Origin of the sequence: Anabaena sp. FACHB-595 (genome assembly GCF_048568275.1) — a bacterium.
Lineage (GTDB): Bacteria > Cyanobacteriota > Cyanobacteriia > Cyanobacteriales > Nostocaceae > Trichormus.
This window is the reverse complement of record NZ_CP183473.1, coordinates 5,428,899-5,454,836: the sequence shown is the minus strand read 5'-3', so window position 1 is coordinate 5,454,836 and position 25,938 is coordinate 5,428,899. Positions and strand designations below refer to the sequence as shown.

The following is a 25,938-nucleotide window of genomic DNA, read 5'->3' as shown; positions in this document are numbered from 1 at the left end:
TCCTGCAAAATTTTTGATATTGATATAAATAAACCGGGATACCTAAAAGTGTCCTGGTTTTTTGTTGGAATTAGTGATTCATTATCATAGCGATGATAAAACTTGTATCGCAGGAGATCAAGAATGCTCATAATGCTCCTTACTTTTAAGTTAGAATAATCCCTTCAAACTTAAGTATTCCCAAAAATTATAGGTGATAAGCTCGCATGACCATAGGCGATCGCCATCATACTGCTTAAATATATTGGTAAACTAGAGACAAATGCGATCGCCTACTTCAAAGAACATCATGATGGTGTAAATATCAGCAATAAAGAATAATTAATGAGGTATATAATGCAACCTACAGAAACTAGACAAGCGTTACTCAAAGCTATTTATGAAGAATTAGAACAAGCTTATGACGACACTTTAGAAGATGTTTTAGAGTTACTAAAAATTCGTAAAAGTGAAGATGAAGAAGATATTCAGGATATTTATGCTGCAAAAAATGACACTACTATCTCTTGGGAGCAATATAAGCAAGAGAGTGCATGATTTATCAAATAGAAATTACAACTAGGGCAGCTAAACAATTAAAAAAGCTATCTGAAGATATTAAACTTAAAATTGAGGAAAAAATTCAAGAGTTATCAAACAATCCTCGCTCTAATGATGTAGTTAAGTTAGAGGGTGAAGAAGATACTTATCGTATTCGTGTAGGTAATTATCGTATCTTATACGAGATTAAAGATGATTTACTAATAGTTAAAGTTGTTAAAATTAGTCATCGTAGAGATGTTTATCGCCGTAAATAGAGCTAGTTAACTTTAGCTTTAGTTCTTGTTTCAAGAATGATGGATTTTGCTCTTTTAATTGACTAGCAAATTCTTCATCAACAAGCAACTTCATAACTATGCTACCGCGTCAAGAATTTGTTTGCCTGTCTCTTCTAAAAATGCAATAACTTGCTCCCTATTTACAGTTGGAAATCCATCTAAAAAATCGTCAATAGATTCTCCGGCTTTGAGATAGTCCAAAAGTGTTTGTACGGGAACTCTAGTACCAGTAAAGACAGGTGTTCCACCCATGATTTCTGGGGATGTGCTGATGATTGAGGAGTATTTAAGCATAGTTATTTAAGCTCCAGATTCCGTAATGAATAGTGGCTCTCCTAGACTAGCTATGTTAAGTTAATACTTATTACCAGCTTAAATTATTACATAGCAAGGAATTAAAACAAATAAATCGTATTTTTATTAAATCTTTTATTTTGTGTTGCTAGAATCTTGCTAAATCAATATCCTTAGCCTGTTTTTATTATTAATTTATCATAACCACTCTGGGAGAGCCTGAATAGTTTATTAGATTTTATCTATCTGCCAAATTTTGATGGTTTGATCAGCGCTACCACTGGCGAGGAGGTTACCACCGGGACTGATGGCTACAGAATTGACTGATGCTGAATGTCCGGTGAGGGTGTGTAGTAGTTCGCCTGTGGAAATGCGCCAAATTTTGATGGTGGTGTCGGCGCTACCGCTAAATAAAAATTGTCCATTAGGACTGGTTGTGAGGGATTTAATATCGCCTGAGTGTCCTGTGAGGGTATGGAGAATTTGACCTGTAATTAAATGCCAAATTTTGATGGTGGTGTCGGCGCTACCGCTAAATAAAAATTGTCCGTCTCGACTGATGGCGATCGCTTTTACTTCGTTATCATGACTGTTGAGGGTGCGTAAAGGGTCGCCTGTACGGGGGTTCCACAGCCTGATTTTATTATCAGAACTACCACTGGCGAGGATGGTACTATCAGGGCTAATGGCTATGGCGTGAACGGCTGAGGAATGCCAAAGGGTGCAAATGCGATCGCCTACGGTGGGCGGAACGCCATCACCTTTTTGCAGATTCCAGATTTTAATTTTATTACTACCACTAGCTAAAATTTGCCCGTCTGGGCTGATAACTACTACATTTACAGGTTTTTGATGTCCTAAGAGGGTATGCAGCAGTTTACCTGTTTTTAAATGCCAGACTTTGACGTTACTTCTGGGATGTACACCACTACCCACGGCGAGAAAATTACCGTCAGGACTGATGGCTACGGAGGAAACTTCGCCTAAATTACCTGTTAGAGTGCGGATGAGTTTACCAGTTTGCAAATTCCAGATATTAACTGTTTGATCTGTACAGCCACTAACTATAACTTCGCCATCGGGGCTAATAGCTACAGATTTGACCTTACCTGAATGTCCTGTGATTGTTTTGGTCAGGTATGGGTATTCTAGGCTGCGTTTGTATTTGAGGGTAGCGATCGCTTCTAGCAGTTTCTCTACAAATTGTAGATTATGGCGATCGCCTATGACTGTGAAATATTCCCTGAGCTTTTGGATATATTCTTCGTCTTCTATCTTGACGACTGACTGCATCGCTTCCAAGGGACTAGTGAATTGCTGTAATGAAACTTGACGCAGTTCTAACCATGTGTTTATGGAGTAGTCAACCTCTGCTTGCGCCCAAGAAGTATCCGGTAAATGGGATAAACTCTGAGCTAACTGCATGGACAATTCTGGTATCCAATAAAGTCTTTCTTTTTCTAGAGCTTCGTAAACTTGTTTGTAACTTGAGGCTATTGCTTGCAGTGATTGTACATCAATCGCATTTTTGAGCAAACTTGGTAGTAACTCTGGTAGTAGTGGAGGGATATCATGATTCCCCAGATGATAAATATCTGCTACCCAAGCCGCAACCAAACAATGACAAGTGATTAAAACTTGGCAAAGTTGTTCAATATCTTGCTGACTGACGCGATACTGTAAAGATAATTTACTAATATCAATACCCTGTGCTTGCCATTTTTCTGCTTTCTCTAAAATTGCTAAATTAAAAACGTTATCTTTTCCGAATTCATTAATTTCCTCTACATCTACGCCTATTTCTAGCAGTTCATCTCTAACTTTCTTCCACTCTAAAGCCCGATTCTTTGCAGAATTCTGAATAATTTCTTTATAAGGTAAGCGAGAAATTGTTTTGTAATAGTATGTTCCTTGAGTCAAACCCCAATAGGCAATACGAAAATTTAAATAATCTCCATCATTTTCTGACTCTAAAATTAATATTGGCTCTGTTTTTAACATCCCAAACAAAGCTTTGATACTTGATTCACTATGAAATCTTTTACTATCCCAGGCTCCTGCTAAAAATTCTATCGGTCTTGTGGGGCTGTGGAGAGAGTAATTTTCGTTGATAAACTCTCGTAAACCCTCCGCTAGCATTAGCTCAATTTCGGAATAAGTCTCTACGTGGTTATCAAATTTATCAAAATGGATCTTCGGAGGCGCAATAAAAACTTTTAGAGGTTTACGCTCGTAGCTATGATGTGATTCTAAAATTTGTGATGGATATAACCTTAAAGGCCAGCTATCAAGGATTTTATTAACTTCTGGTAACTTTAACGCTGTATCTCTCTGTTGGTTGGCAATTTGGGCTTGTGTTTCCCGTTGATAAGCCACCAATTGCTGCTGCCAAAGTTTTTCTTGTTCAAGGCTCTTATTTGAATTATCAATGTCATTGATATTATTGATAGTTTCGATAAATCCTTGAATTAAGTTGGGAACTTGGTATCTAGCTGTGGTTAGGCTTTCCTCGCTCCTTTTGTGGAGGATATTGACAAACACAGGAGCAAACTCTAGTACTAGTTGAATTAGTAATCTTAACCCTGGTTCCATAGGGGGTTCCTGTTAAATCAATCACATGAGCATTATGAGAAAATTATGTGAGCTTCTCGCCCAACATTGCTCATAATATACCTTGTGGATTAGCCAATCTTATCGTCTAATGCAACGATAACTATATACTTTCATCCTACTACTTCTAGATAACTTTACTGTCGTAAGACATAATAATAATGAGTAAGGATGTAGGGTTGGGAATATTGCAGAAATCAAGAGCTATTTTACTTAAGCTCTTTTATTATGATACCAAACTCCACACAATCCTGATTTTTTGCCTTTAAAGACTCTTTTTTTAATCTGTGATTTTTACTTGAGTGCGTAGCTATCATCTCTACAAAAATGTGTGCGATCACCAGGACATAATTAAATTTGGTTACACTGATTTACTTAATCATGAATTTTGTTATTTAAGCCAGTACTCAAAATAACTGTTTTGGGAATATATCCATGCTATTTCTAAGGTAAATGCTTCACTGTCAGTGAAACCTCAAATGGATGCAAACTCTCCGCATATCAAGGCTACTCATAAACCGAAAATTTTTAATAATTCAGAACGTTTTATTGAGGGATGGTATTGGGTAATACCATCTAATAATTTAGGAATAAATGAAGTTAAATCTATCACTCTCTTAGGTAGAAAACTAGTAATTTATCGCGGTCAAGATCAACAAGTAGCTATTTGTGATGCCTACTGTCCACACATGGGCGCTCACTTGGGTGAAGGTACTGTTGAAGGTAATGAATTACGCTGTGCTTTCCATCACTGGAAATTTAATACTGATGGAATATGTGTGGAGATTCCATGTTTAGATGAACCTCTTTCCCTCAAGTTAAAAACTTGGCCGACGGTGGAGAAGTACGGGATAATTTGGATTTGGACTGGAGAAATACCACGAGAATCTGTACCATTCGTTCCAGAGTTAGAGTTTCAGGACTATGAAGCTGTTCTCGGTTCTAGTTTTGTGATAAATTGCCATCCTCATCTCATGATGTTGAATACTATTGATACTCAATATTTTCAAGGAGTCCAGGTTTTAGATATTGGCTTTGAAAAACAGGAATTAAATCAAAATGCCATTATTTTTAGTAAATATAAACGACAACACCATGATTTGCCCTTTAAAAAAGTCTTTCGTCCTCTATACAAAAATCCTATTTATAGTATTTGCTATTGGTATGGCAGTACATTCACTTTAACCGTAGGAACAGACTTACGTCGTTGCTATCTTATGTTGGCTTTGCGGTTAATCCCAGGGGAACAGGTAGAAGTACAAACTATATTTTTTACCAAGCAACGTAAAGGTCTATTTGGTTGGTTGTTTAATCGTTTGATGTTATGGCTGAGTAATTCTCTGGTGCAGGAATTAATCAGTGATGAGAGAAATATTTTGCAGACTATACAGTTTAATTTAAAAAATCCCATCAAAGTAGATCAATCGATTATGCAGTTAATCAATCATGTGGAACTGCAAAAACCTTTGATGTGGAAGACTTGGCTGTTGGCGCGATCGCCTGAGACAGAGGTGAAGGAAACTCAAACGAAATGGCGAGATGAATTGACTAACGATTAAAAAAAGATAAAAAGTAAAAAGTTATCTATCATGACTTTTTACTTTTTTCAGTCAGGCAATTGCACTCATAAAAAGAAGTGGCAAAGCCACTTCAGATTTCCCAGGTAGAACCTAGAAATGAGTATAACGACTAAAAAAAATTAAAATAGTATAAATTGACACCAATTATTTTAATAATGCCAGACTTGAGGCTGATAAATCCTCTATGGGGAAACAAAAGGCTAGAAGATGAAACATTTTTATGTTCGATTGTAGATTTTTCTTTTGACCGCTACTTGTATAGTAAAAGCCATTCTAGTAATCATTCAGGGGAAGATTATGGTAACTCATGTATGTACTGTTTGCGGCTATGAGTATGATCCAGAAGTTGGTGATCCAGATGGCGGTATAGCTGCGGCTACGTCCTTTGAGGAGATCCCGGAAGACTGGGTGTGTCCGGTTTGCGGTGCGACAAAAGATTTATTTGAACCAGCAGATTTGTAAAAATAACTACGATAACCGCTACGCAAAATTCAAAATCTTGTGTCCAGAGGTTTTGAAAGATTGACAATGGGAAATTTATTTCCACCGTGCTGTACTAGCCTAGAAAGTAGGTGATCTAGAAAAGAAAGTTGGAAAATTGCTACCTTCAAAAATTGTAGTTGTTGGCGGCGGTGCCGCAGGATTCTTTGGTGCGATCGCTTGTGCTAGAGTCAACCCCCAAGCAGAAGTTACGTTAATTGAAGCCAGTCGTCAAACACTGGCGAAAGTGAGTGTTTCTGGCGGTGGGCGTTGTAATGTTACTCATGCTTGTTTTGATGCAAATGAGTTAGTGCAGTATTACCCCAGAGGTGGTAAAGCTTTGCGGGGAGCTTTCGCACGTTTTCAGGCTCAAGATACAGTAGATTGGTTTGCGACCCAAGGTGTGCGGTTGAAAACTGAAGCTGATGGGCGGATGTTTCCCATCACAGACAGTTCGGAAACGATTGTGGACTGTTTGATGAACGCAGCCACAGCCACAGGGGTGGAAATATTAACGGGAACGGCTGTTGCATCAATTAAACAGTCACAGGGGAGTCAGTTTGAGATTTTTTGCAGGTCGGGAAAGATCATCAAGTGCGATCGCCTATTATTAGCTACGGGTAGCAGTCGTGTGGGCTATCAAATAGCTCAAGAATTGGGACATCATATTGAATCGCCAGTCCCATCACTATTTACCTTTAATATTTCTGAAGCTAAGTTGCGGGCGTTAGCAGGTATTAGCGTTAACCCGGCGCGGTTGCGGTTATGTGCTGATGGTGCATCACCACTGGAACAAACTGGCCCATTGTTAATCACTCATTGGGGCTTAAGTGGCCCGGCTGTCCTCAAGCTTTCTGCTTGGGGTGCAAGATTGCTACACGACAAACATTATCAAGCAACCTTATTAGTTAATTGGTTGCCAGATTTTTCTCAAGAACAAGTACGGCAAAATATCCTGGCCATAAAAAATGAATGGGGAAAGCGAGCGATCGCTTTACATCGTGGTGTTGATTTACCGCACCGTCTTTGGCAATATATCATTGCTCGTGTCGGCATCACTACAGATGAACGCTGGGCAGAGTTATCCAATAAAACCCTAAATCTGCTAGTTCAAGAACTCACTCAAGGGCAATACCTAATTAGTGGTAAAGGAGTCTTTAAAGAAGAATTTGTCACCTGTGGTGGTGTGAATCTAAAGGAAATTAATTTCAAAACAATGGAAAGTAAAATTGTGCCAAATCTCTACTTTGCTGGAGAGATTTTGGATATTGACGGTGTTACTGGTGGATTTAATTTTCAAAGTGCTTGGACAACAGGTTACTTGGCAGGAAAGGCTATGGGCGAAAATAGTGCTGATTAGGCTTTGTTGATTAGTCAGGGTTTCAATTGAGCTTGACTATTTAAGATTACTATCTGATTAAAAGCTAGAAGGGGAAAGGCTAAAAATTTTTAGTATTGTCTCCTTCTACTTTTTTATCTAAGTAGAACTGGGTAAATAATTAAAGGTTTGTAGTGAGAACTTTAGTTCGTAGTCAGGACTAAATTTTAGTATTTTTACATCACCTAACATGGTTTGTTTTCTTCAATTCGTTCTACTTGTATTTCTTCATCTAATCAAGTTGATTGATGGCTAATTACTAATATTCTCTGCAAGAAAGATTAATTTCAGAGCGATCGCTTTGTAAATATAGGTAAATATCCAACTAAAAGATCACAGTTTATTAATAAAAATAATTCAATTGCTAGATGCTCAAATAACAAAGTTATGGTAATAATGATTTGCGATGTTTGGACAAATACCAAACATTGTAGATGAAAAGCCCGTTTTCTTCTTCCTATTGTTATAGGAGTCTCCAGTTTTGTGTAAACTCGCGTTTCGCTAGAGGTAACACTTATGACTAGTTATGATCAGGTCTTTAACTCAAAAAAGACGATAGAAGAATCACTCAGCCCGGAAGAAGCCGTTGCGGCGATCGCAGTCGTTACCGCCATTGCCGATTCTAATATTGAAGAGATAGATGCAGAAAGTATCGCCGGCATACTTTGGGAATTTGAGGTTTTCGCTGAATATTCAGAAGATGAAATTATTGAAACGGTTGATGAACTCATAGCCATTGCCGAAGATGAGGAAGTGGGGGCTTTATTTAATGCAGCGAGTAAGGCTCTTACCGATGAATTAGTTTGGGATGGTTTTGCAGCTGGGGTGATTATACTCCTAGACGAAGAACAACTAGTAGTTCCCCAAAAGAAACAGGCTTATCTGAAAAAGCTTCAGCTAGCATTAAAACTGGAAGAGGACGAAGCCCAAGAAATCATCCAAGAGGTAACAGCAGCCTTCCAAGATTTAGAAAATGAAGATTACTTAGATGAAGAAGACGATATTCTCACAGTAGAAAACTACTCTGATGAGGTATACGAATCACCCTTGGGTAACTTCACTGTACCCATTCCCGTTGATGCCGAACAAGGGGGAAAAATTCAAAGTCAAGAAGGTGTGGTTGGTTTCTCAGATGACTTCGGCACTTTATTAAGAATTGATTACTATCCCATACCTCCAGAGCAATTAGAGGAACTTGACTCTACAGAAAAACAAGAATATCTCCGCTCAATCATGGTTGAAAAGTATGTACCCCAGGCGATTTTGAGTAATATACCCAATGCGGAAATTAAGCATACAGAATATCAAGAAAACGAGACACTAGGCTATTATTATGCCCTGGTAGATATGCCTAATGGCTCAACAATTTCCCAAGCGGAAAACAACGGCACTATTACTAGATTGAACGCCTATCGAGGTTTGATTTCCTTTATTAAAGATGATTTTTTGTATATAGTTAGCAACCAGCGTAGCTTTTTCAATGGAGATACTCCTACTTCTATTGAAGAAGAAGCTAAGAACATTAAAGAAAACATTTTAGGGTTTGTAGAAACTATAGAGTTTACTTAGTAGTAAACTTTGCATAAACGTGAGTCTCCAACTCAGGCGAAGTTGGAGACTCACATTACTTGATTTTGGTTTGTATTCTCACCACAGGAAGTTTTCTACATCCCGGAAACAGTGAATCAATTAGATCCGCGCTAAAATTGGTTCTGGTTTTGCTGCGTTGACAGTGTTCGATTCTGAATCTGTGCTGTATATTTCACAGGAGTTATTGGGACTTTCTATCAGCTTAACTTTGTAAAGTTTGGCTCCTAATTCTTGGATGGGCGATCGCAGTAAGTTACTAATGTATAGAGCGATATTCTCAGCCGTTGGCACAACCTCAGCAAAGTAAGGAATATCTTTATTCAAAAATGTGTGGTCAAATGGTTCCACAACATAATCTTCAATCGCCTGATTCAAAGCACCTAAATCGACAATCATACCGGTGCGTGGATCAATCTCGCCTTTGACTGTCACTTCTAAATGATAGTTGTGTCCGTGACCGTGGGGACGCGCACATTTACCATAAATTTCTGTGTTGTCTTCTTGGCTAAGATTGGGATGAGCCAGCCGATGGGCGGCGCTAAAGTGAGTGCTGATAGTGAGGTAAGCTTCCATTCCGTTTCCTTGATAATCTGCCCAAAGTTCAGGATGTTCAAATAACTGCACGCGGACTAAAGGTAAGTGAGGAGCTAGTCGCTGCCAGATAACCCGTGCGATATTTTCTGTCGTCGGCAAAGTCTGCCCAAATTCTGCCCAGACATCGTTGAGATAGGAAAAGTCCAGTTGGCTGGTAACTTCCCGCTTGATTACTTGTTTCACATCAGACAAGTTCAACACCATGCCATATTCATCTAGTTCTCCAGCCAGGGAGATAAATATGACGTAGTTGTGTCCATGCCCAGGAAATCGAGAGCAAGCACCAAATTTTTCAATATTCTCGGCTTCACTCAGTTCTGGCAACCAATAGCGATGGCTAGCCGAAAACTGAGCGCGGCGATTTACAATACATTGCATGAGTACACTGGGAGCAAAATTTAAACTTTCTTAATCTTTCACTCTTTCCAGCATAAACTAATTTCATAGTCATTAGTTATTGGTAGATGGCCATTACTCATTAGTCTATGAATTGTTAACTATTGATTATTGGCTATGGACTAATGACTACTTACAGATGCTTGTGCTTCATAGTGCAATCTTGTAGCAATGCGGAATAATTCTTGACCTGTATGTAAATAGCGATCGTCATAGTTTAAGGGAAAGTAAGCCAATTCTTCTAGTCCGTCTGCTACTTGATTGAGGCTGTAGTAAAGGTGTGCGGCGGCTCTCGCCATACTAGGAGGGTTGGGACGGGAGCGAAAAATAGTTTGGGCTTGCTTGAAGTCGTCTTTACAAGTTTGTAAGTATTCCTGAAACTCGTCTAATAGTTCATCATCAAAGGGATCAGCAGCTAGTTCCTCAATCTGTTCTTCCAATGAACTGAGAATAGTACAAAGTAAACGATTGACTGGTTGATATACCAAGCGTAGCCATTCTTCTACCTGTTCATCAGCATCTTTGCCGCTTTTACGTTTTACCTGATATTCTTTTTGAACTGATGCAGTACGCTGTAGGCGATCGCCTTTGAATTTCTGAGATTTATCCCGCAGTTCCTCATCATAATTGAGGCGACTTTGATTGTCGCCTAAGATTTCATAAGCTGCGTTAATTCGGATAATCTGCTCTTTATCTGCCGTGTCCTGATTACTATCTGGGTGAAATAATTTTACCAAGCGGCGATAAGCTTGCTTGATCTCCGCTTGGCTGGCTTTAGGGCTGACCTTGAGAATTTCGTAGTGATTTAAATCTTTCTTAGAATCGACCATTCATCCAAAATTACGTTAGCTAATGCTAGCTGTTGCCTTTGTTTCTAGGTCTTGGAACAATGGTGTACTAAGATACCTTTCTCCAAAACTAGGCTGAATCAATACAATTAAGCGTCCGGCGTTTTCTGGACGTTGAGCTACGCGAATGGCAGCAAACAAAGCAGCACCACTGGAAATCCCAGATAGTAGCCCTTCTTCTCTAGCTAAACGCCGACCGTAAGCGATCGCTTCTTCATCTGTGACCGTAATCACTTCATCAATCAATTGTGTTTTTAGAACTTGGGGAACGAATCCCGCACCAATTCCCTGAATTTTATGGGGGCCTGGTTTACCTCCAGATAAAACTGGACTATTGGCAGGCTCAACTGCGATCGCCTGAAAACTTGGTTTACGGGCTTTCAGCACTTCCGCTACACCTGTGATCGTACCACCTGTACCTACCCCTGCGACAATCATATCTACCTGACCATCGGTATCTTCCCAGATTTCCTCGGCGGTAGTCTCTCGATGTATTTTCACGTTCGCTGGGTTGCGGAACTGCTGCAACATATAAGCATGAGGGGTAGTATTCACTATCTCCTGCGCCCGGCGAATCGCTCCACTCATTCCCTCCATTCCCGGTGTCAATTCTAACTCCGCTCCATAAGCCCGCAACATAGCCCGACGCTCACCACTCATGGTTTCTGGCATCGTTAAAATTAAGCGATAACCCTTGGCTGCTGCTGCCATTGCTAAAGCAATCCCTGTATTTCCCGATGTGGGTTCTACTAATACAGTCTTCCCAGGAGCAATCAACCCCTCCTGTTCAGCTGCATTAATCATACTCACCCCAATTCGGTCTTTCACTGATGATGATGGGTTCATACTTTCCATCTTCACAAGAATCTGAGCTACACATCCTTCCTCTTGGGGAATACGATTTAGCTGTACTAAAGGTGTACGACCAACAAGTTCTGTAATGTTACGAGCAACCCGCATAATTATTTTTCCTTATTTAATTAGTTATTTAGTCATTAGTCATGAATTATTTTCCCTCATTCACAGTACACGCCCGACAGCCTATAAACTATGGACTATGGACTATGGACTGTTGACTACTGACCACTAAATGTAATACATCACATCCAACTGCCTTCGAGAATCTCTTTTTTCACAAAGATCCTGTAGGCTATATTTTTTCAAAACGGAATTTGCCGCCTGACGCGCTTCTTGCCAAATTTCTTCTATCACAGAAGCATCTAAGGTTTGAGACTTGAGATTTTCTTCACTAGTCTTCACCTCTAACCCTTCCAAACATTCCAATATCTCGAATATGCTAATTTTTCGGGGTTCGCGGGCTAAAAAATAGCCGCCTCTTGACCCACGTTGGCTTCTGAGTATACCTCCGCGCCTTAATGTCGCTAATAGTTGTTCTAAATAGCGATCGGGTATGCTTTGTTGAGCGGCGATTTGCCTAATTTGCATAGGTTCGCCACTGTCGTAATGAGTTGCCATTTCTAGTAAGGCCAGAATTGCGTATTCTGATTTACACGATAGTTCCACGAGCAATAAGTGAGTGGTGAATAATTATGAATAAAAAGTTAAGTATTAAGCCCTAACTTACTCTAGTATACTCCGGTTAAGCAGTAGGGTTTGTGCATTACTACTAAAGACAGCAAAAAACCCCGCTCAGTAGCAGGGTTTCAGTTATATTCAACTTTCTAGAAGTTTTTAATAGCTTAGAAAGTGAAGGTGGTTCTCAGAGTACCGATGATCGCATCATCTGCATTGCTGTTCTGACCAGGGTTAGTCACCCAGATTACACCAGGGGTGATGGAGATGTTGTCAGATACGCGATATTTGTAGAAACCTTCAACTTGGTAAGGAACTTCATTAGCACCAGCTTGAACACCACGTGCATAAGGTTGAGCGCCTGCGAAGATACCCAGGACGTTACCTCTCTTACCAAAGTCAGGCAATGCTACACCAATACCGTAGCTCCAAACTTCTCTGTCATCATTCGCACCGAAGCCTGTGACATCACTGTAAGATACAAAGCCGCTAACCGATAGTTTATCGCTAGGTCTGAATGCAGCAGACAAACCGTAGGAATTGCTGGAAGAAGCATTAAGGAAACTATTGTTATTGGCTAGTGAAGTACCTACAATGGCACCATTTGCTCCAGAGTCAAATAGGGCGCTACCACTTGCACCATGATATCCATGAACATAAGTAGCAGCTAAAGCCAAGCGATCGCCTACACTAAAGTTCAATTGACCTAAAGCAGCGTAGTCGCCGTTGAATAAACCTTGATTAGGACCAGGGTTATTAGCATCCGAAGCCAAATAACCTACGGTAAAAGAGCTAGGTCTTAAGATGCTACCGCCTTGACCAAAAGGCACGTTGAAGGCGATACCTGCACCACCACCAATGCGGTAGATGGGATTTTCCGAGGAAAATGTAGATAAAGCACCGTTACCGCCGTCAGTTTTGTCAAAGAAATAGGGGTTGTTTACTGCTGCATAATGGCTATGTCGTCCACCACTAGCTGCAAGGTAAACTTGAGCTGGTCCAAAAGGTGCTTCATAGGTCAATCGGTCTATTTCTACATTATTGTTGCCAGTACTACCAACTTGGAAAGTTTGTAGTCCTTGACCACTAGCACCAATAGAGTTGTTATTGTTATCTCTAAAATCAAAGCCAGTTGCATTACCAGCAGCTAAACGGGTGGTTAAAACATCTCTACCTGTGAAGCTGGTTTGCAAGCCTAGACGAACTCTGTTTTGGAAAACAGTGTTGTTAGCGTCGCCAGTGTTTTCACCAAAAGCATCGGTAACCGCGAAGATAGCTTCACCAACTAGTTTTGTAGTTGTAGAGAACTGGTTAGCTTCCAACTCCGCAGTCCGTGCTTCTAAAGCATCTACACGACCGCGCAAGGTTGCTAATTCCGCAGAAAATTCTTCTTGTAAGCGTTGTAAGGTAGCTAAATCTTGCTTGGTTACTAAGTCAGCTGTTGCTGTAGCAATCAATTCATTGACACGATCCAAACAGGCGTTTAAACCAGCCGCAAATTCATAGCGGGTTAAAGCACGGTTTCCACGATAGGTACCGTTAGGGTAACCAGCAATACAACCGTAGCGCTCAACCAAAGACTGTAATGCTTGGAAAGCCCAATCAGTTGGTTGTACGTCAGAAAACTGAGAAACTGAGGTTACTTGGCTTTGAGCGTTACCTTTACCTTCGTTACTGTAGCGGTTAACTTGGTCGATAACCTTTGTATCTTCGGTTATTGGTGCTGCTTGAGCCACAATTTCTGGCTGTTGAGCTAGTTCAGTAGGTACTACTGTTTCTGTTACTGATAATTCTGTAGTTGCATTTGTAGCTGCGATCGCTGCTGACGACACTAATAGTGTTGCGCCTAAAACAGCAGGGCTAACCACTAGGGATTTCCACAATAGATTAGACATTTTTACTTTTCTCCTCACACCTTGTATAGATAATTGTTCTTGTTGCAGCTACTCTCAAAAATGTGACATCTTATTGAAATCTTTTGATGAGGCATAGTTGCCACTATTACAATTTTAGTTTTTGCCAAGCTGATGATTGATTAACTTAGTATTAAAAATTAATGCAATTAACTTATGCAAAAACGTACCCATATAGCTGATTATTATAGAGCATTTCGACTGTATGGCAAGATAGGAGGGATCGCCTCATTAACTGTCACACTGATTCGTAGTTAGATTACAAAAGGGAGTATTTAACTTACAACTCCTTGTGTACCGAAAGTCATACATTGATTTATGTAGCTTCCAAGCACTACCAAAAATGATTAGTTGATTTGGGAAATCGTTGCTGCTACATCAAAGTCTTTTTGTGTCAAACCACCTGCATCATGGGTTGTTAGTGTAACTTTGACTTTGTTATAAGAGATTTCTATATCTGGATGATGTCCAGCTGACTCCGCAGGTTCTACCAACTTATTGACAAATGCGATCGCCTCAATAAAATCTTTGAATTTGCGGGTAGTCTGCAACTTAGAACCCTCTAACGTCCACCCAGATAGTTTGCTAGCTTGTGACTGAATTTCTACATCGCTTAGTAGCTGCGCCATTGGCAAAATCTCCTATATTTAAAAGACGTGTATGGCTCTGTCACCCTTGTCATTTTTTGATCTTGCAATTTCTCTTTCCGCAAGAAAACAAGAAGCACGCGATATGGTTATTTCCTTACACAAATTTAACGTAGTTACCTGCTGAGTTTTCCTATGCAACCATCAATATCTTAAAACGTACCCATAAAAAACTATCCGCTCTGATTTAGATCGGATAATCTAAGTCAGAGCGGTCTAGCGGGTCTTCAGGTTGCAACCAGACTGCCGGAAGGAACTCCGAGCTTTAGCCTAGCTTTTGGAGCTAACTTAGTCTCGAAAAGACTAAGGCTAACTTTTAGAGAACAGCCCCGGCACACAGCCGGCTAACTGCAACCTGATGACCCATGCTTTTACTACTTTCTATCATGGGCATCACCTCCTTGTTGCCTAAACGGTCTTATTCTCAAAAAGGCAGAGAATTTATCTCTGGGTTTTCACCTTCGCTCAATATAACATACAAGTTTAGAGATTAGTCCATAGTCAACTGACAATCGACCAAAAAAAGAAAAACCCCCGTTTTTTTGGCGGGGGTTTGAACACAATGGCAAGCGATGAATCTTAAATCATGCTTAGAGAGCGTTACCGCGAGGTAATACTTCTTCAGGGAATACAAATTTTTCGTGAGGCTGATCTTGAGGAGCCATCCAAGCGCGGATACCCTCGTTCAACAAAATGTTCTTGGTATAGAAGGTTTCAAATTCTGGGTCTTCTGCTGCCCGTAGTTCTTGGGAAACGAAGTCATAAGCCCGGAGGTTTAATGCTAAACCGACGATGCCTACAGCACTCATCCACAACCCAGTTACGGGTACGAACAACATGAAGAAGTGCAACCAGCGTTTGTTGGAGAACGCAATCCCGAATATCTGTGACCAGAATCGGTTGGCTGTCACCATTGAATAGGTTTCTTCTGATTGGGTGGGGTTGAAGGCACGGAAGGTGTTTGCGCCTTCGCCGTCTTCAAACAAGGTGTTTTCTACTGTGGCACCGTGGATGGCACACAGTAACGCTCCACCTAGTACACCAGCTACTCCCATCATGTGGAAGGGGTTGAGTGTCCAGTTGTGGAACCCTTGGAGGAATAACAAGAATCTGAAGATTGCTGCTACTCCGAAGCTGGGTGCGAAGAACCAGGAAGATTGTCCCAAGGGGTACATCAGGAATACGCTGACGAATACCGCGATGGGGGCTGAAAATGCTAGTGCGTTGTAGGGTCTAATTCCTACTAGCCGCGCAATTTCAAATTGACGTAGCATGAACCCGATTAATCCAAAGGCTCCGTGTAGGGCTACGAATGGCCATAACCCTCCTAGCTGGAACCAACGGGTCAAGTCGCCTTGGGCTTCTGGCCCCCATAACAACAACAGGGAGTGTCCCATGCTGTCTGCTGGGCTGGATACTGCTACTGTCAGGAAGTTTGCTCCTTCCAGGTAGGATGATGCTAGTCCGTGGGTGTACCACGACGTTACAAATGTTGTACCGGTTAGCCAACCGCCTAGTGCTAGGAAGGCGCAGGGGAATAATAATATCCCTGACCAACCTACGAATACGAAGCGATCGCGCTTTAACCAGTCGTCTAGTACGTCAAACCACCCTCTACTGGGGGCCCGTCCTACTGCGATGGTCATTACAAGAAATCTCCAATGTTTTTATAAGTTCGGGTTTGTCTGTAGATGAAAATTGTATTACATCTCACAAACAGAAAGTTAACCAGATTGTCAATCTAGTTTACAAATTTTTACCGTCTCTAATAATTCTATGTGCAAACCGCTAATTTTTCCAGTAAATTTTGGGAATAATTTAATCTTTGGATACAAAAGAGATTGGGGATTAGTAATTAGGGACTAGGCGCAAGCAGACAAGCACAGGGGAATGTTGAGCATCGGCTACACGCCGCCTACCCCGCTTCAGCACACCCTATGGGTTCTCCGCAGGAGTAAAGCACTCATCATTCCCCAATCTCCAATCTCATAACGCTAAAATGAGTCCTACAGTTATATGTAATTCCTGCTAAATGTTTACCATTGATTTAAGCATCAAAAACACTGCCTTCCCGATAACAGTGCAACGTAAGACAGCAGAGGACGCTGAGGCTGTTTATCAGCTGATTTTGGCTGCGATCCGCTCTGGTAATCCTGATATTGTGGAACTGAAGTGTGAGGGCAAGACAGAGAAAAAAATTGCTGTCCGCGCTAGTGAAATTTCTGGAGTCCAGATTACTCAGAAAGATGGTGTCACTACAAGTAGTGGTAGAGCGCCTGGATTTTTTGCCCTAGCGGGTGAGTAACCCAAGGTATCAAAATGGCGGACATGGGCATTGTCGTTAAAGATTTAAATTTCAGTTGGCCGAATGGTGAAACAGCAATTCAATCTTGCTCTTTGGAAGTACCCCAAGGAGAATTTTGGATGCTTTTGGGTACTAATGGCAGTGGCAAATCTACTTTACTGCGTCTCCTAGCAGGGCTTTTGGCTCCTAAATCTGGTGAAATTGGGGTTTTACATCCTGTGGGTTTTGTCTTCCAAAATCCTGATCATCAATTGGTAATGCCAACTGTTGGTGCTGATGTGGCTTTTGGTTTGGTGGAAGAAAAACTGCCAACATCTGCTGTCCGAGCTAGAGTAGATGAGGCACTGGGGGCAGTGAATTTGAGCGCTTTACAACTACGCCCAATTTACGCCTTGAGTGGGGGACAAAAGCAGCGTGTGGCTATTGCCGGGGCGATCGCTCGTCGCTGTGAAGTCTTATTATTAGATGAACCTACAGCCTTACTTGACCCAGATAGTCAACTGGACTTAGTGGCCAGTGTCCGCCGCCTAGTGAAAAGTAGGGGTATCACAGCTTTATGGGTAACACATCGCTTGGATGAGTTGAATTACTGTGATGGTGCTTTCTTACTAGAAAAAGGTTGTTTAATAGATCAAGGTGAACCCCAACGCCTCAAACAACGTCTCATGGAAGTACACCAAGAAGCTTCTTGAATTGGAAAATGGGGAATGGGGGAAAGTATTAATGCCCCACCCATACCTCATAACCAATCACTACTAACATCTGACTAGGACTGACACATGAAAACGAAAGATCAAGGATTTGGAGAAGGGTATAGGGGTATAGGGGTGTAGGGGTATAAATGTTTGAAACCCTTACACCTCTATAACCTTACACCCGGTCTCAACAGAAAGTCTCGGTGCGTAAGTCCTATTGACAAGTGACCAACCTAAATTAATCAGTAATTTTTGACAACTGCAACGCGCCATTAATGGCGTGTTTGTTATTATCTAGGGCTTTTTCAACCTCAGCTTTGTAAACAAATCATATTTTCTAGCCATTTGTAACATAGTGTTACAGCCGATGCTTCAATTACTATAAAAGTTATGAATGGATCTTGTTAACTCTAGAAAATTGTGATCGAAAACCATGCCCCGTTCCCCAATCCCAGCCGTTTTATTAGTAGACGGCTACAATATAATTGGCGCTTGGCCGTGTTTGAAAAAAACCCGTGATAAAAATGGGCTAGAAGCTGCTCGCGGGCAACTTGTGGAAGCGATGACAAGTTACAGCTCGTTTCAGGGTTATGATACTCAAATAGTTTTTGATGCTCACTATCAAAATACTTGTAGTAACAAAGAAATTATTACAGAGCTAGTTTCAGTTTATTACACAGATTTTGGGCAAACAGCAGATACCTATATTGAAAAAATTTGTGCTTCTTTGCGCCCCGAAGTTTCACAAGCTCGGATTTCTCGTGTAATTGTTGCTACATCAGACCGCGCACAACAGTTGACAGTACAGGGATATGGGGCTGAATGGTTATCAGCATATCAACTGTGCGGGGAGGTAGAAACTACAGTGTGTAGGATGCGACAAAAGTATCAATCTCGTAAACAATCTAAAAGTAGGTTTCTCGCTAGCGCTATTGATCCTAAAGCGCGTCAAAAGCTAGCTGAACTACGAATGGGTATTTAAGTAAATATTAGCATCTCAAAGTCTCTAGTGTCCATCTAGAGAAGGCTTTGGCTGGAAATAATCTAGATAAGAAAGCTACTGGAAAATTTTTTTTGCAAAAGTACTTGCCATATCCTATCGACTACGATAATATTATAAATCGTGAGAGCAACGTTCCTCAGTAGCTCAGTGGTAGAGCGATCGACTGTTAATCGATTGGTCACTGGTTCGAATCCAGTCTGGGGAGTTTAAAAATAGAGAAAACTAAAGGGTAAGAATGAAGGGCTAAATATCAGACTTCACTAGCCCCCTGATGGATTTTCGCAATTTTGTCACAGAATCAACGTGTGGTCTTCCTGAATCATGGGTCTTATGGTGGAATGTCGCTAAGAAAAGGTGCAACTCTTGCTGTGAATGGGTGTAGGGGTTAGGAGAAGAACAAACAGTATTGATGAGATATTTTCACTTAAGTATTAGTTGTTTCCCTTACACCCTTACACCCCAAAAGCCTTATACCTTAAAGATTTGCGCTTATCTTAGTACCATTCGTCTTATGGTGCTTGTCATAAGACAGTATTGGTGGTGTAGAACAGACTGAAATGAGCTACTCCCCTACTTTGGCGATAATCGTAACTAGAACGGGAACCATTGCGATTTTTTGGTAGGGTATGGGAACCACTATTTAGATAACGCTAGAGCCAAACTAGCGGCGTTTGTGAATGCTGATGTGATTTGGTTTTTGTACCTAATGCTTTGATAACTTTGGTATTCAGTTACAGGTAGTTCTCTGACCATAATCGCCGCGATTGTTAATCAGGATTCAGCGCAGATTTACAAGAAGCTAGAGCAGTACGCATATTTAGCACAAGCGCTAAAAGAATTATTAAACAGCTAAAGTAACTCAGTAGGTTGCGAATATTAACCTATCAGACTAACAATATCGTTGGTCATTAACCGGACTTGGTATAATAGTTTTGTACAACAGCAATAAGAATAAGCCCAAAACACGACATCTCTGAACAATCAAAGAGGCTTTTTGAATGGAAAGTACCTTTCAATGTCAACAGGGTATTAACCTGTTATGGCTGTTGATTGTGAGTCAGTCGCAGTCTTGGCTTTTGCGTCGTTAGCGTTAGCGGTAGCGACAAAGGAGCGTCTTGCGAACTGCCGTTCTCCGTTCGCGGAGCGTTCCGTAGGAAAGGAGTTCTCGAAGAGTACCCGGAGGGTTAGCTGTTGACAGGCTTGAAAGCTTTTTATTGTCAGGTTTTTATCTTAGCTTGATGTATTAATCTATCTGGCTAAGGCTATAACAGGGGAGCAATATGAAAAATATTGTGCAGAAAATATTTTCCGGTTTAGCTACACCCATAAAATTGTCTTTAGCAGTTTTGCTGTTAAGTACGCCAGCAGTAGCTAATGAAAATTCTCGGATTACTAGCGGTTTAATTCCTAGAGAACCAAACTTCTTTAAACAGGGAAGAGATCTGTTCGATAGAGAAATCTATCTTTTACTCACAACAAATAGACAGGCTCAAGAATCTGTTCTCAAGATTCCCAACCAGTTATCAATTCAAGAAAAATTATTGCCTTTTGAAAAGCCTCAACCCTTACCAAGTAATCATAATAATCCTAGAATAAATAAATGAATTTGTTTGGTTACTTGAGAAGTTATTCTTGGAATTGGAGATAATTAGCAATCTCGTCCAAGTTTTGTTCTGAACTTTGTCTAACTTCTGCGGGAATAGTTTAAGTTACTTCCAGATAAAAAATATCCAAAATGTAGGGTGTGTTAGTAAGATAAAAACTAATTATACTCAGAAATTATTCATACTGAAGCACCCTACCAAACCATACAATTTTGGATAATTTATTTTTTGGTGTTCCCTAATCAAGTTGTTAAGGCTCATGTAAAGGCAAGCCAATTATCTGTTTGGTGGATAATATTGTGGATTCATCACTGGAGCGGGATAACTATTAGATATGGGAGGGGCAATTGATGGATTTATGGGTGTGTTGGTGGCTGGAGAAGCCATGACTGGTGAAGGATAAGCGGTTGTAGGTAGATTACTGGTCGTATTACTAGGCGTTGGCTCACTTTGGCTAAACTGTTGGTAGGCTGCACGAGAAATTGAGCTAATGAGTTTTTCCGCACGGGGATCATTATTGGGGCGCTGTACCATGACAGCAACTACATAACGCTTCCCTGTGGGTGTGTCAATTAACCCAGCATCGGCCAACATAGTACCGATATCACCAGTTTTATGGTACACCCTGGCACCTGCGCCTAAACCAGAGGGTAGGAGATTATCTCGCTCTGTTTGACGCATGATATCGAGAATTTGATCACGCGATCGCATACTCACCAAATTACCCTGACTTACCATAGTCATAATGTTTCCCAACTCTTTGGGACTAGTGGTGTTTGTCCCTGGTAGGTCTGGCAAGATATTGCGAATGACTGTATTTGTTAATCCCCAACTACGAAAACGCTCATTTAGTGCTTCCATACCTCCCAGTCGGGTAATCAGCATATTAGTAGCTGTGTTGTCGCTAATGGTGATCATTTTCGTAGCAACTTCCAAGGCAGGGTACTGAGTTCCGGCTGGTTTGTATTGAAAATTTCCTGAACCCCCTGCTACCATTTCCTGTTTCATGGTCAGCAATTCATCCAAGCGGATCTTCCCAGCATCCACATCTTGGAAGAAAGCAACAAGAATCGGGATTTTAATTGTGCTAGCGGCTGGTAAAGCATTAGCAGCATTGATATCTACATAACCTCCTGTGTCTAAATCTACCAAGAAGACCCCAGGGCTGAGGTTAGGAGTAGCAGTAGCCAATTGCTGCACAACATTTTTGAGAGGTGTAATTTCTTGAGTCAAGTATAAACCTGCTGCTGGGGTAGGTTTTGACTGAGTTTGTCCTGCGTTACTGGTATTAGATGGGGTAGAAATAGGAGCCATGCGAGTGGCAGGGTCTAAAACCGACAAAACTGTACCGACGATCGCACCAATACCCACTCCGACAATTAATAAGCGTATAGCATACAAAATGGCTCTGGCCATTGGCTTTAATCTAGTCTTGCGTGATACTCGTCTACCGATCTGGGGCATCGGCTGCTTCTGCACTCGTACTGTTCTGACTTTTACATTGTTGGGGTTGAAGGGAGGTATCGGCCGTTTGGCTGTGGGAATGGGTTTGACTACACTGGGCATAACCAGCCCTTGTTTGGGTCTGCGACCCCCAACAGCAACAGGGGGAGGTACAGCGTTATTATTAGAGCGCGTGATCACTGCTGCTCCCGTGCCTGCACGCTGCGGGTTAGGAGCTTTGACCTTTTTCGATTCTACCTTTTGGACTTTACGCGATCGCTGGCGGCGGTTGGCGGGTTGTCGCCGCGAAAAATCTCTTAGTTTGTCACTTGACTCTGACACTGCCACTCCTTGTGACCCACTCAAATTGTTTTCTGCCGACTCCCGATTCAAAACTTACGCCATCGGCTGCTTGAATTGGGGATTGGGGACTAGGGATTGGGTATTGGGAAAGAAACATTGTTATCCTTTGGTTGTGGGCTTTTCTCCATCGGGAAAATCATGGATAGAGCTATAGGCAAATCCATAGACTTGAGCTAACCTCTTTCCAGTCCCCAGTACCCAGTACTCCATTACTCAATACTAGTAACATTTTTGTGTTTAGTTTAAGCCATATTAAATATTTTGGGGAATACTTGCGTAGATATTAGACAATGAATTATACCAAATTGGGAAACAATGTCTCTGGGCATAATTACGAATTACACATCACGCTGGTTGTCCATTGCCCATTCTATCTGTCGTAGAATGCCGCGAAGCATTCCCACTTCATGCGTTTGCAGGTAAGCACGGTTATATAGTTGGCGAAATTTTTCCATACGGCTGGTTGCTGTGTGAGGATATAAATAGCCAATTCTTAGTAGTAAGGATTCTAATTGTTGATAGTACGCCTCCACAAACTCTAAAGGCGCAAACTCCGTTTCGCTGATTGTTTGAGTTTCCGGTGGTGTTAGATTTTGTGCTAGTTCGTAGCAGCATATCCCGACGGCACTAGCCAGATTTAAAGACAGATAATCGGGACTGGTGGGAATGCGAATAAATCTTTGGGCGTAAATTAATTCTTCATTACTTAGACCCCTATCTTCTCTGCCAAAAATCAATGCTGAGGGTTGACCGGTTTCTTCTAATAACCAAGGTAGAGCTATTCTGGGCGTTTCTAAAGTTAAGCCCCAATCATTATCGCGGCCTGAAGTGGCGATCGCCCGCACACATCCATGTAATGCTGCTGGTAAGGTTGGGACTGTGATAGCAGATTCTAAAATTTCTTTGGCATGGACTGCCATTCTCATCGCGTCTTCAGATAGTGGATCGCATTGGGGACTAACTAAGACTAGATGTGCTAATCCAAAATTTTTCATCACTCTGGCGATCGCACCTACATTCAACGGGCCAGATGGTTCTACCAACACAATTCTGACACCAGCCAATCCCATTATTTACCTCCACTATATAAATTCAGAAATAGTATATAAACTAATTTAATCATCTTACCTTTAGAGAATTGCTACTTGAGCTTAGATCAGGTTCAAACCATCACAAGTTTAAATTCCGATGATCAAATGTATGAATCATTTCACGAATTCATTCGGCAACTTTTGCCCGATTTCAAAATTGACCTCACCCTTGTTGAACCACTTTTAGAGGTCAAAAAAGTTAATAAGGGTGAATTCTTTTTGCGGGAGGGTGATGTTTGTGAAGTTCTTGGCTTGACGCTGAAAGGTTGTCTGAGAACATTTTTCTTAAAAGACGGAAAAGAGTTCACTTTATTTTTTCATGTCGAACATCAACCACTGGGTGATTACGAGAGCTTTTGCAAACAAATACCCGCCTGTTTTTCTTGTGAGGCGATTGAAGATTCTGAGGTACTGGTTATCAACCATGAGGCATTAGAAGTTTTTGAAGTAAGTCCAGATGGACAAAAACTTTTGAGGCTCCATGCTGAAAGTCTTGCGTTTATGCTGCGAGATAAATTGCTGTCTCTTTTTAGGGATACGCCTGAACAGCGTTATCTGAAGATAATTCAAAAAGAACCCGAACTCTTACAGCGCATTCCTCAATACTACCTAGCATCATATCTGGGAATTGAACCAGAATCTTTAAGCCGATTAAAACGCAGAGTCAAACAGCAGCAAGTTTCTTAACCTAAGTCAATGCAACAGAGCAACTAACAAGGTAGATTCGTAACGCAATATTTCAGCATCAAAACCTTTCATGTCATTAGAAGATAATAAATTTATAGTCCTGCAAGCTTACGAAGCCTTTGATTTAGGAGACATCGAAAAAGGTAAAACATTTGTAGCCTCAGATATTATTGGCTGTGTGATGGGGAGCCATCAACTTCAAGGATCTGATGCTTTTTTTGAGTATGCACTGATGATGCGTTCTGCTTTTCCAGATGGTTCCCACACTTTTATCGATGTGATTGCTGAAGGCGATAAGGTTGTTACCCGTGGGACATTCAGTGGAACTCATCAAGGAGAAATTATGGGTATTCCACCGACAGGAAAGCACGTCAAATTTTCAGTCATTCATATTGATCATGTCATTAATGGCAAAATTGTAGAACATTGGGGTCAAGGTGACATGATGGCGTTAATGCGGCAATTAGGTGCTGTATCTAACTGAGACTTTGGCGGAAACAAAACTGAAATTTATTAGGTAAGACGATAAGCACGAAAACCCTAACCAGTAAAAATCAAACTTGTGACAGGCGGCAATTATTGAACTTCTAGCTTACATTAAGAAAGTTGTGTATGTATCCGCACCATCATGAAGGTTTCTGGGCGTTTCGTGCTGCCTGTGTTTCTATTCATCACCTCAGCAGCCTGTAACCAGACTAGCGCCTCATTAGATAATTCCCCACCACAAGAAGCATCTACATCTGCGGCTCAACTGGCGCAAAATCCCACACAGGGAAAGAACCTCATCCCTACAGAAACATTTTCACCTACACCTATCCGTATTGACTTACAGAATTTACCAGCGCCCTTTGCTACAGATAGTGCATCTAAAGCCCCGCAAGTTGTATCGATTCCCCAAAAACCAGTTCTGAAAGTCCCAGCCGGGTTTACAGTTAATGTTTTTGCCGAAGGTCTAGACGCACCTCGCTGGCTGGCTTTAACTCCCAGTGGCGATGTGTTGGTGACGGAAACTAGACAAAACCGGATTCGTTTATTGCGTGATACTAACGGCGATGGGGTAGCGGATGTCCGTCAGACTTTTGCTAGTGGGGAAAATGGACTGAATATTCCCTTTGGGATGGCGTTTGCTGGCAATTCCTTCTTTTTAGGTAATACCGATGCCGTTTTACAGTTTCCCTACACCAAAGGACAGCAACAACTCACTGGCACTGGTACAAAAATTGCTGACCTCCCCGGTGGTGGTTACAATCAACACTGGACTCGTAATGTTGTGGCATCACCTGATGGTAAACAACTATATGTTTCCGTTGGTTCTCGTTCTAATGTGGATGAGGAAGAATTACCAAGAGCTTCTGTGCAGGTGATGAATTTGGATGGTTCTCAAAAGCAGACTTTTGCCTTTGGCTTACGTAACCCTGTTGGTCTTGACTTTCATCCTGTGACCAAAGAACTTTATACTACCGTGAACGAGAGGGATGGAATTGGTGATGATTTGGTTCCAGATTACCTGACACGGATTCGCCAAGGGGAATTTTACGGCTGGCCTTATGCCTACTTTAAACCCGAAAACCTCGACCCCAGACAAAAAACAGGTGATCAAAGTAAGCGCCCAGATTTAGCAGCGCGTACCCGTAACCCAGATGTCTTGTTTCAAGCTCACTCAGCTGCATTGGGCTTGCAATTTTATGATGGTCAAACTTTTCCTCAAAGATATCGTAACGGTGCTTTTGTGGCTTTTCGAGGTTCTTGGAACCGCGATCGCGGTACTGGATATAAAGTAGTATTTGTTCCCTTTAATAGCCAAGGAAGACCGCAAGGTTACTATGAAGATTTTCTCACTGGATTTATGCTAGACCCTGATATACCAACCACTTGGGGGCGACCTGTAGGTTTACTTGTATTACCTGACGGTAGTCTATTAGTTACAGAAGAAGCAAACGATCGCATTTACCGAATTCAATATACAGGGGGTTAGAGATTAGAGAGAAAAACAGGAATTATTCCATGTTTAAATTTAGATACAATTTATGGACTAGACTAGACTGAGAGCATTAGTAATCATCAAA

Annotated in this window: 24 protein-coding genes and 1 tRNA gene; 14 read left to right on the top strand and 11 right to left on the bottom strand. The window is 41.3% G+C overall.

The window, feature by feature from the left end; all coding sequences use genetic code 11:
* Positions 1-336: 336 nt before the first annotated feature.
* Together ACN222_RS22790 and ACN222_RS22785 are read left to right on the top strand one after the other, a co-directional pair.
* Positions 337-537 (top strand): hypothetical protein, encoded by a 201-nt coding sequence (locus ACN222_RS22790; RefSeq protein WP_044522221.1) that lies wholly within the window; start codon positions 337-339, stop codon positions 535-537.
* Positions 534-797: a type II toxin-antitoxin system RelE family toxin gene (locus tag ACN222_RS22785; protein WP_010998693.1), complete on the top strand. Its 264-nt coding sequence runs from the start codon at positions 534-536 to the stop codon at positions 795-797. Before ACN222_RS22790 ends, ACN222_RS22785 begins: the two co-directional genes overlap by 4 nt.
* Before the next feature lie 96 nt (positions 798-893).
* Here ACN222_RS22785 and ACN222_RS22780 read toward each other — a convergent pair whose 3' ends face one another.
* Together ACN222_RS22780 and ACN222_RS22775 are read right to left on the bottom strand one after the other, a co-directional pair.
* On the bottom strand, positions 894-1,112 hold the full coding sequence (locus ACN222_RS22780; protein ID WP_010998692.1) for a DUF433 domain-containing protein: 219 nt from the start codon (positions 1,110-1,112) through the stop codon (positions 894-896).
* Between the two features lie 231 nt (positions 1,113-1,343).
* Positions 1,344-3,704 (bottom strand): WD40 repeat domain-containing protein, encoded by a 2,361-nt coding sequence (locus tag ACN222_RS22775; protein ID WP_010998691.1) that lies wholly within the window; start codon positions 3,702-3,704, stop codon positions 1,344-1,346.
* Positions 3,705-4,201: 497 nt separating this feature from the next.
* Here ACN222_RS22775 and ACN222_RS22770 point away from each other — a divergent pair, with 497 nt between their 5' ends.
* The 4 genes from ACN222_RS22770 to ACN222_RS22755 all read left to right on the top strand — a co-directional run bounded on the left by ACN222_RS22770 (position 4,202) and on the right by ACN222_RS22755 (position 8,729).
* A complete protein-coding gene (locus tag ACN222_RS22770) occupies positions 4,202-5,281 on the top strand; it encodes an aromatic ring-hydroxylating oxygenase subunit alpha (protein WP_044522220.1) in 1,080 nt (359 codons plus the stop codon).
* A 318-nt stretch (positions 5,282-5,599) separates the two neighbouring features.
* Entirely contained in the window at positions 5,600-5,764 is a 165-nt protein-coding gene (rd, locus tag ACN222_RS22765) for a rubredoxin (protein WP_010998689.1), read from the top strand.
* Positions 5,765-5,900: 136 nt separating this feature from the next.
* Complete coding sequence (locus ACN222_RS22760) at positions 5,901-7,142, top strand: NAD(P)/FAD-dependent oxidoreductase (RefSeq protein ID WP_044522219.1); 1,242 nt, start codon at positions 5,901-5,903, stop codon at positions 7,140-7,142.
* 534 nt (positions 7,143-7,676) lie between these two features.
* Positions 7,677-8,729 carry a tellurite resistance TerB family protein gene (locus tag ACN222_RS22755; protein WP_010998687.1) on the top strand — a complete coding sequence of 351 codons (1,053 nt, stop codon included), beginning with the start codon at positions 7,677-7,679 and terminating at the stop codon, positions 8,727-8,729.
* 120 nt (positions 8,730-8,849) lie between these two features.
* Here ACN222_RS22755 and ACN222_RS22750 read toward each other — a convergent pair whose 3' ends face one another.
* The 7 genes from ACN222_RS22750 to psbD all read right to left on the bottom strand — a co-directional run bounded on the left by ACN222_RS22750 (position 8,850) and on the right by psbD (position 16,327).
* Complete coding sequence (locus ACN222_RS22750; RefSeq protein WP_010998686.1) at positions 8,850-9,722, bottom strand: 6-carboxytetrahydropterin synthase; 873 nt, start codon at positions 9,720-9,722, stop codon at positions 8,850-8,852.
* Positions 9,723-9,862: 140 nt separating this feature from the next.
* On the bottom strand, positions 9,863-10,570 hold the full coding sequence (locus tag ACN222_RS22745) for a J domain-containing protein (RefSeq protein WP_010998685.1): 708 nt from the start codon (positions 10,568-10,570) through the stop codon (positions 9,863-9,865).
* A gap of 15 nt (positions 10,571-10,585) precedes the next feature.
* Entirely contained in the window at positions 10,586-11,548 is a 963-nt protein-coding gene (gene cysK / locus ACN222_RS22740) for a cysteine synthase A (protein WP_010998684.1), read from the bottom strand.
* A gap of 126 nt (positions 11,549-11,674) precedes the next feature.
* Positions 11,675-12,112: an RrF2 family transcriptional regulator gene (locus tag ACN222_RS22735; protein ID WP_010998683.1), complete on the bottom strand. Its 438-nt coding sequence runs from the start codon at positions 12,110-12,112 to the stop codon at positions 11,675-11,677.
* 176 nt (positions 12,113-12,288) lie between these two features.
* Positions 12,289-14,016, bottom strand: a complete 1,728-nt coding sequence (locus ACN222_RS22730) for an iron uptake porin (protein WP_010998682.1) — start codon at positions 14,014-14,016, stop codon at positions 12,289-12,291.
* A gap of 365 nt (positions 14,017-14,381) precedes the next feature.
* The gene (locus tag ACN222_RS22725; protein ID WP_010998681.1) at positions 14,382-14,663 is read right to left on the bottom strand and encodes a 4a-hydroxytetrahydrobiopterin dehydratase; all 282 of its coding nucleotides are present in this window, start codon (positions 14,661-14,663) and stop codon (positions 14,382-14,384) included.
* Between the two features lie 608 nt (positions 14,664-15,271).
* Positions 15,272-16,327, bottom strand: a complete 1,056-nt coding sequence (psbD, locus tag ACN222_RS22720; RefSeq protein WP_010998428.1) for a photosystem II D2 protein (photosystem q(a) protein) — start codon at positions 16,325-16,327, stop codon at positions 15,272-15,274.
* Positions 16,328-16,713: 386 nt separating this feature from the next.
* Here psbD and ACN222_RS22715 point away from each other — a divergent pair, with 386 nt between their 5' ends.
* The 5 genes from ACN222_RS22715 to ACN222_RS22695 all read left to right on the top strand — a co-directional run bounded on the left by ACN222_RS22715 (position 16,714) and on the right by ACN222_RS22695 (position 20,288).
* Positions 16,714-16,986, top strand: coding sequence for a hypothetical protein (locus ACN222_RS22715; protein WP_010998680.1), 273 nt, complete (start codon positions 16,714-16,716; stop codon positions 16,984-16,986).
* 14 nt (positions 16,987-17,000) lie between these two features.
* The gene (locus ACN222_RS22710) at positions 17,001-17,678 is read left to right on the top strand and encodes an ABC transporter ATP-binding protein (RefSeq protein ID WP_010998679.1); all 678 of its coding nucleotides are present in this window, start codon (positions 17,001-17,003) and stop codon (positions 17,676-17,678) included.
* A 436-nt stretch (positions 17,679-18,114) separates the two neighbouring features.
* Positions 18,115-18,663, top strand: coding sequence for an NYN domain-containing protein (locus tag ACN222_RS22705; protein ID WP_010998678.1), 549 nt, complete (start codon positions 18,115-18,117; stop codon positions 18,661-18,663).
* 154 nt (positions 18,664-18,817) lie between these two features.
* A tRNA-Asn gene (locus ACN222_RS22700) sits at positions 18,818-18,889 on the top strand.
* Between the two features lie 1,075 nt (positions 18,890-19,964).
* Complete coding sequence (locus ACN222_RS22695) at positions 19,965-20,288, top strand: hypothetical protein (protein ID WP_010998677.1); 324 nt, start codon at positions 19,965-19,967, stop codon at positions 20,286-20,288.
* A 276-nt stretch (positions 20,289-20,564) separates the two neighbouring features.
* On the opposite strand, the gene ACN222_RS22690 is transcribed toward ACN222_RS22695, so the two are convergent.
* Both ACN222_RS22690 and ACN222_RS22685 read right to left on the bottom strand, forming a co-directional pair.
* Positions 20,565-22,079 carry a serine hydrolase gene (locus ACN222_RS22690; RefSeq protein ID WP_010998676.1) on the bottom strand — a complete coding sequence of 505 codons (1,515 nt, stop codon included), beginning with the start codon at positions 22,077-22,079 and terminating at the stop codon, positions 20,565-20,567.
* Between the two features lie 353 nt (positions 22,080-22,432).
* The gene (locus ACN222_RS22685; RefSeq protein WP_010998675.1) at positions 22,433-23,164 is read right to left on the bottom strand and encodes an RNA methyltransferase; all 732 of its coding nucleotides are present in this window, start codon (positions 23,162-23,164) and stop codon (positions 22,433-22,435) included.
* 75 nt (positions 23,165-23,239) lie between these two features.
* Between ACN222_RS22685 and ACN222_RS22680 the strand changes: the two genes are divergently transcribed.
* The 3 genes from ACN222_RS22680 to ACN222_RS22670 all read left to right on the top strand — a co-directional run bounded on the left by ACN222_RS22680 (position 23,240) and on the right by ACN222_RS22670 (position 25,847).
* Positions 23,240-23,872, top strand: coding sequence for a Crp/Fnr family transcriptional regulator (locus ACN222_RS22680; RefSeq protein WP_231865486.1), 633 nt, complete (start codon positions 23,240-23,242; stop codon positions 23,870-23,872).
* A 70-nt stretch (positions 23,873-23,942) separates the two neighbouring features.
* Positions 23,943-24,356 carry an ester cyclase gene (locus ACN222_RS22675; protein WP_010998673.1) on the top strand — a complete coding sequence of 138 codons (414 nt, stop codon included), beginning with the start codon at positions 23,943-23,945 and terminating at the stop codon, positions 24,354-24,356.
* A gap of 144 nt (positions 24,357-24,500) precedes the next feature.
* A complete protein-coding gene (locus tag ACN222_RS22670; RefSeq protein WP_010998672.1) occupies positions 24,501-25,847 on the top strand; it encodes a PQQ-dependent sugar dehydrogenase in 1,347 nt (448 codons plus the stop codon).
* Positions 25,848-25,938: the final 91 nt, after the last annotated feature.

Excerpts from the sequence above, each read along its gene's own strand:
- ACN222_RS22670 (WP_010998672.1), top strand. The coding sequence starts at position 24,501 with ATGAAGGTTTCTGGGCGTTTCGTGCTGCCTGTGTTTCTATTCATCACC.
- ACN222_RS22770 (WP_044522220.1), top strand. The coding sequence starts at position 4,202 with ATGGATGCAAACTCTCCGCATATCAAGGCTACTCATAAACCGAAAATT.
- ACN222_RS22745 (WP_010998685.1), bottom strand. The coding sequence starts at position 10,570 with ATGGTCGATTCTAAGAAAGATTTAAATCACTACGAAATTCTCAAGGTC.
- ACN222_RS22775 (WP_010998691.1), bottom strand. The coding sequence starts at position 3,704 with ATGGAACCAGGGTTAAGATTACTAATTCAACTAGTACTAGAGTTTGCT.
- ACN222_RS22755 (WP_010998687.1), top strand. The coding sequence starts at position 7,677 with ATGACTAGTTATGATCAGGTCTTTAACTCAAAAAAGACGATAGAAGAA.
- rd (WP_010998689.1), top strand. The coding sequence starts at position 5,600 with ATGGTAACTCATGTATGTACTGTTTGCGGCTATGAGTATGATCCAGAA.
- ACN222_RS22730 (WP_010998682.1), bottom strand. The coding sequence starts at position 14,016 with ATGTCTAATCTATTGTGGAAATCCCTAGTGGTTAGCCCTGCTGTTTTA.
- ACN222_RS22705 (WP_010998678.1), top strand. The coding sequence starts at position 18,115 with ATGCCCCGTTCCCCAATCCCAGCCGTTTTATTAGTAGACGGCTACAAT.
- cysK (WP_010998684.1), bottom strand. The coding sequence starts at position 11,548 with ATGCGGGTTGCTCGTAACATTACAGAACTTGTTGGTCGTACACCTTTA.
- ACN222_RS22750 (WP_010998686.1), bottom strand. The coding sequence starts at position 9,722 with ATGCAATGTATTGTAAATCGCCGCGCTCAGTTTTCGGCTAGCCATCGC.
- psbD (WP_010998428.1), bottom strand. The coding sequence starts at position 16,327 with ATGACCATCGCAGTAGGACGGGCCCCCAGTAGAGGGTGGTTTGACGTA.
- ACN222_RS22675 (WP_010998673.1), top strand. The coding sequence starts at position 23,943 with ATGTCATTAGAAGATAATAAATTTATAGTCCTGCAAGCTTACGAAGCC.
- ACN222_RS22785 (WP_010998693.1), top strand. The coding sequence starts at position 534 with ATGATTTATCAAATAGAAATTACAACTAGGGCAGCTAAACAATTAAAA.
- ACN222_RS22695 (WP_010998677.1), top strand. The coding sequence starts at position 19,965 with ATGAAAAATATTGTGCAGAAAATATTTTCCGGTTTAGCTACACCCATA.
- ACN222_RS22710 (WP_010998679.1), top strand. The coding sequence starts at position 17,001 with ATGGCGGACATGGGCATTGTCGTTAAAGATTTAAATTTCAGTTGGCCG.
- ACN222_RS22790 (WP_044522221.1), top strand. The coding sequence starts at position 337 with ATGCAACCTACAGAAACTAGACAAGCGTTACTCAAAGCTATTTATGAA.
- ACN222_RS22725 (WP_010998681.1), bottom strand. The coding sequence starts at position 14,663 with ATGGCGCAGCTACTAAGCGATGTAGAAATTCAGTCACAAGCTAGCAAA.
- ACN222_RS22685 (WP_010998675.1), bottom strand. The coding sequence starts at position 23,164 with ATGGGATTGGCTGGTGTCAGAATTGTGTTGGTAGAACCATCTGGCCCG.
- ACN222_RS22715 (WP_010998680.1), top strand. The coding sequence starts at position 16,714 with ATGTTTACCATTGATTTAAGCATCAAAAACACTGCCTTCCCGATAACA.
- ACN222_RS22780 (WP_010998692.1), bottom strand. The coding sequence starts at position 1,112 with ATGCTTAAATACTCCTCAATCATCAGCACATCCCCAGAAATCATGGGT.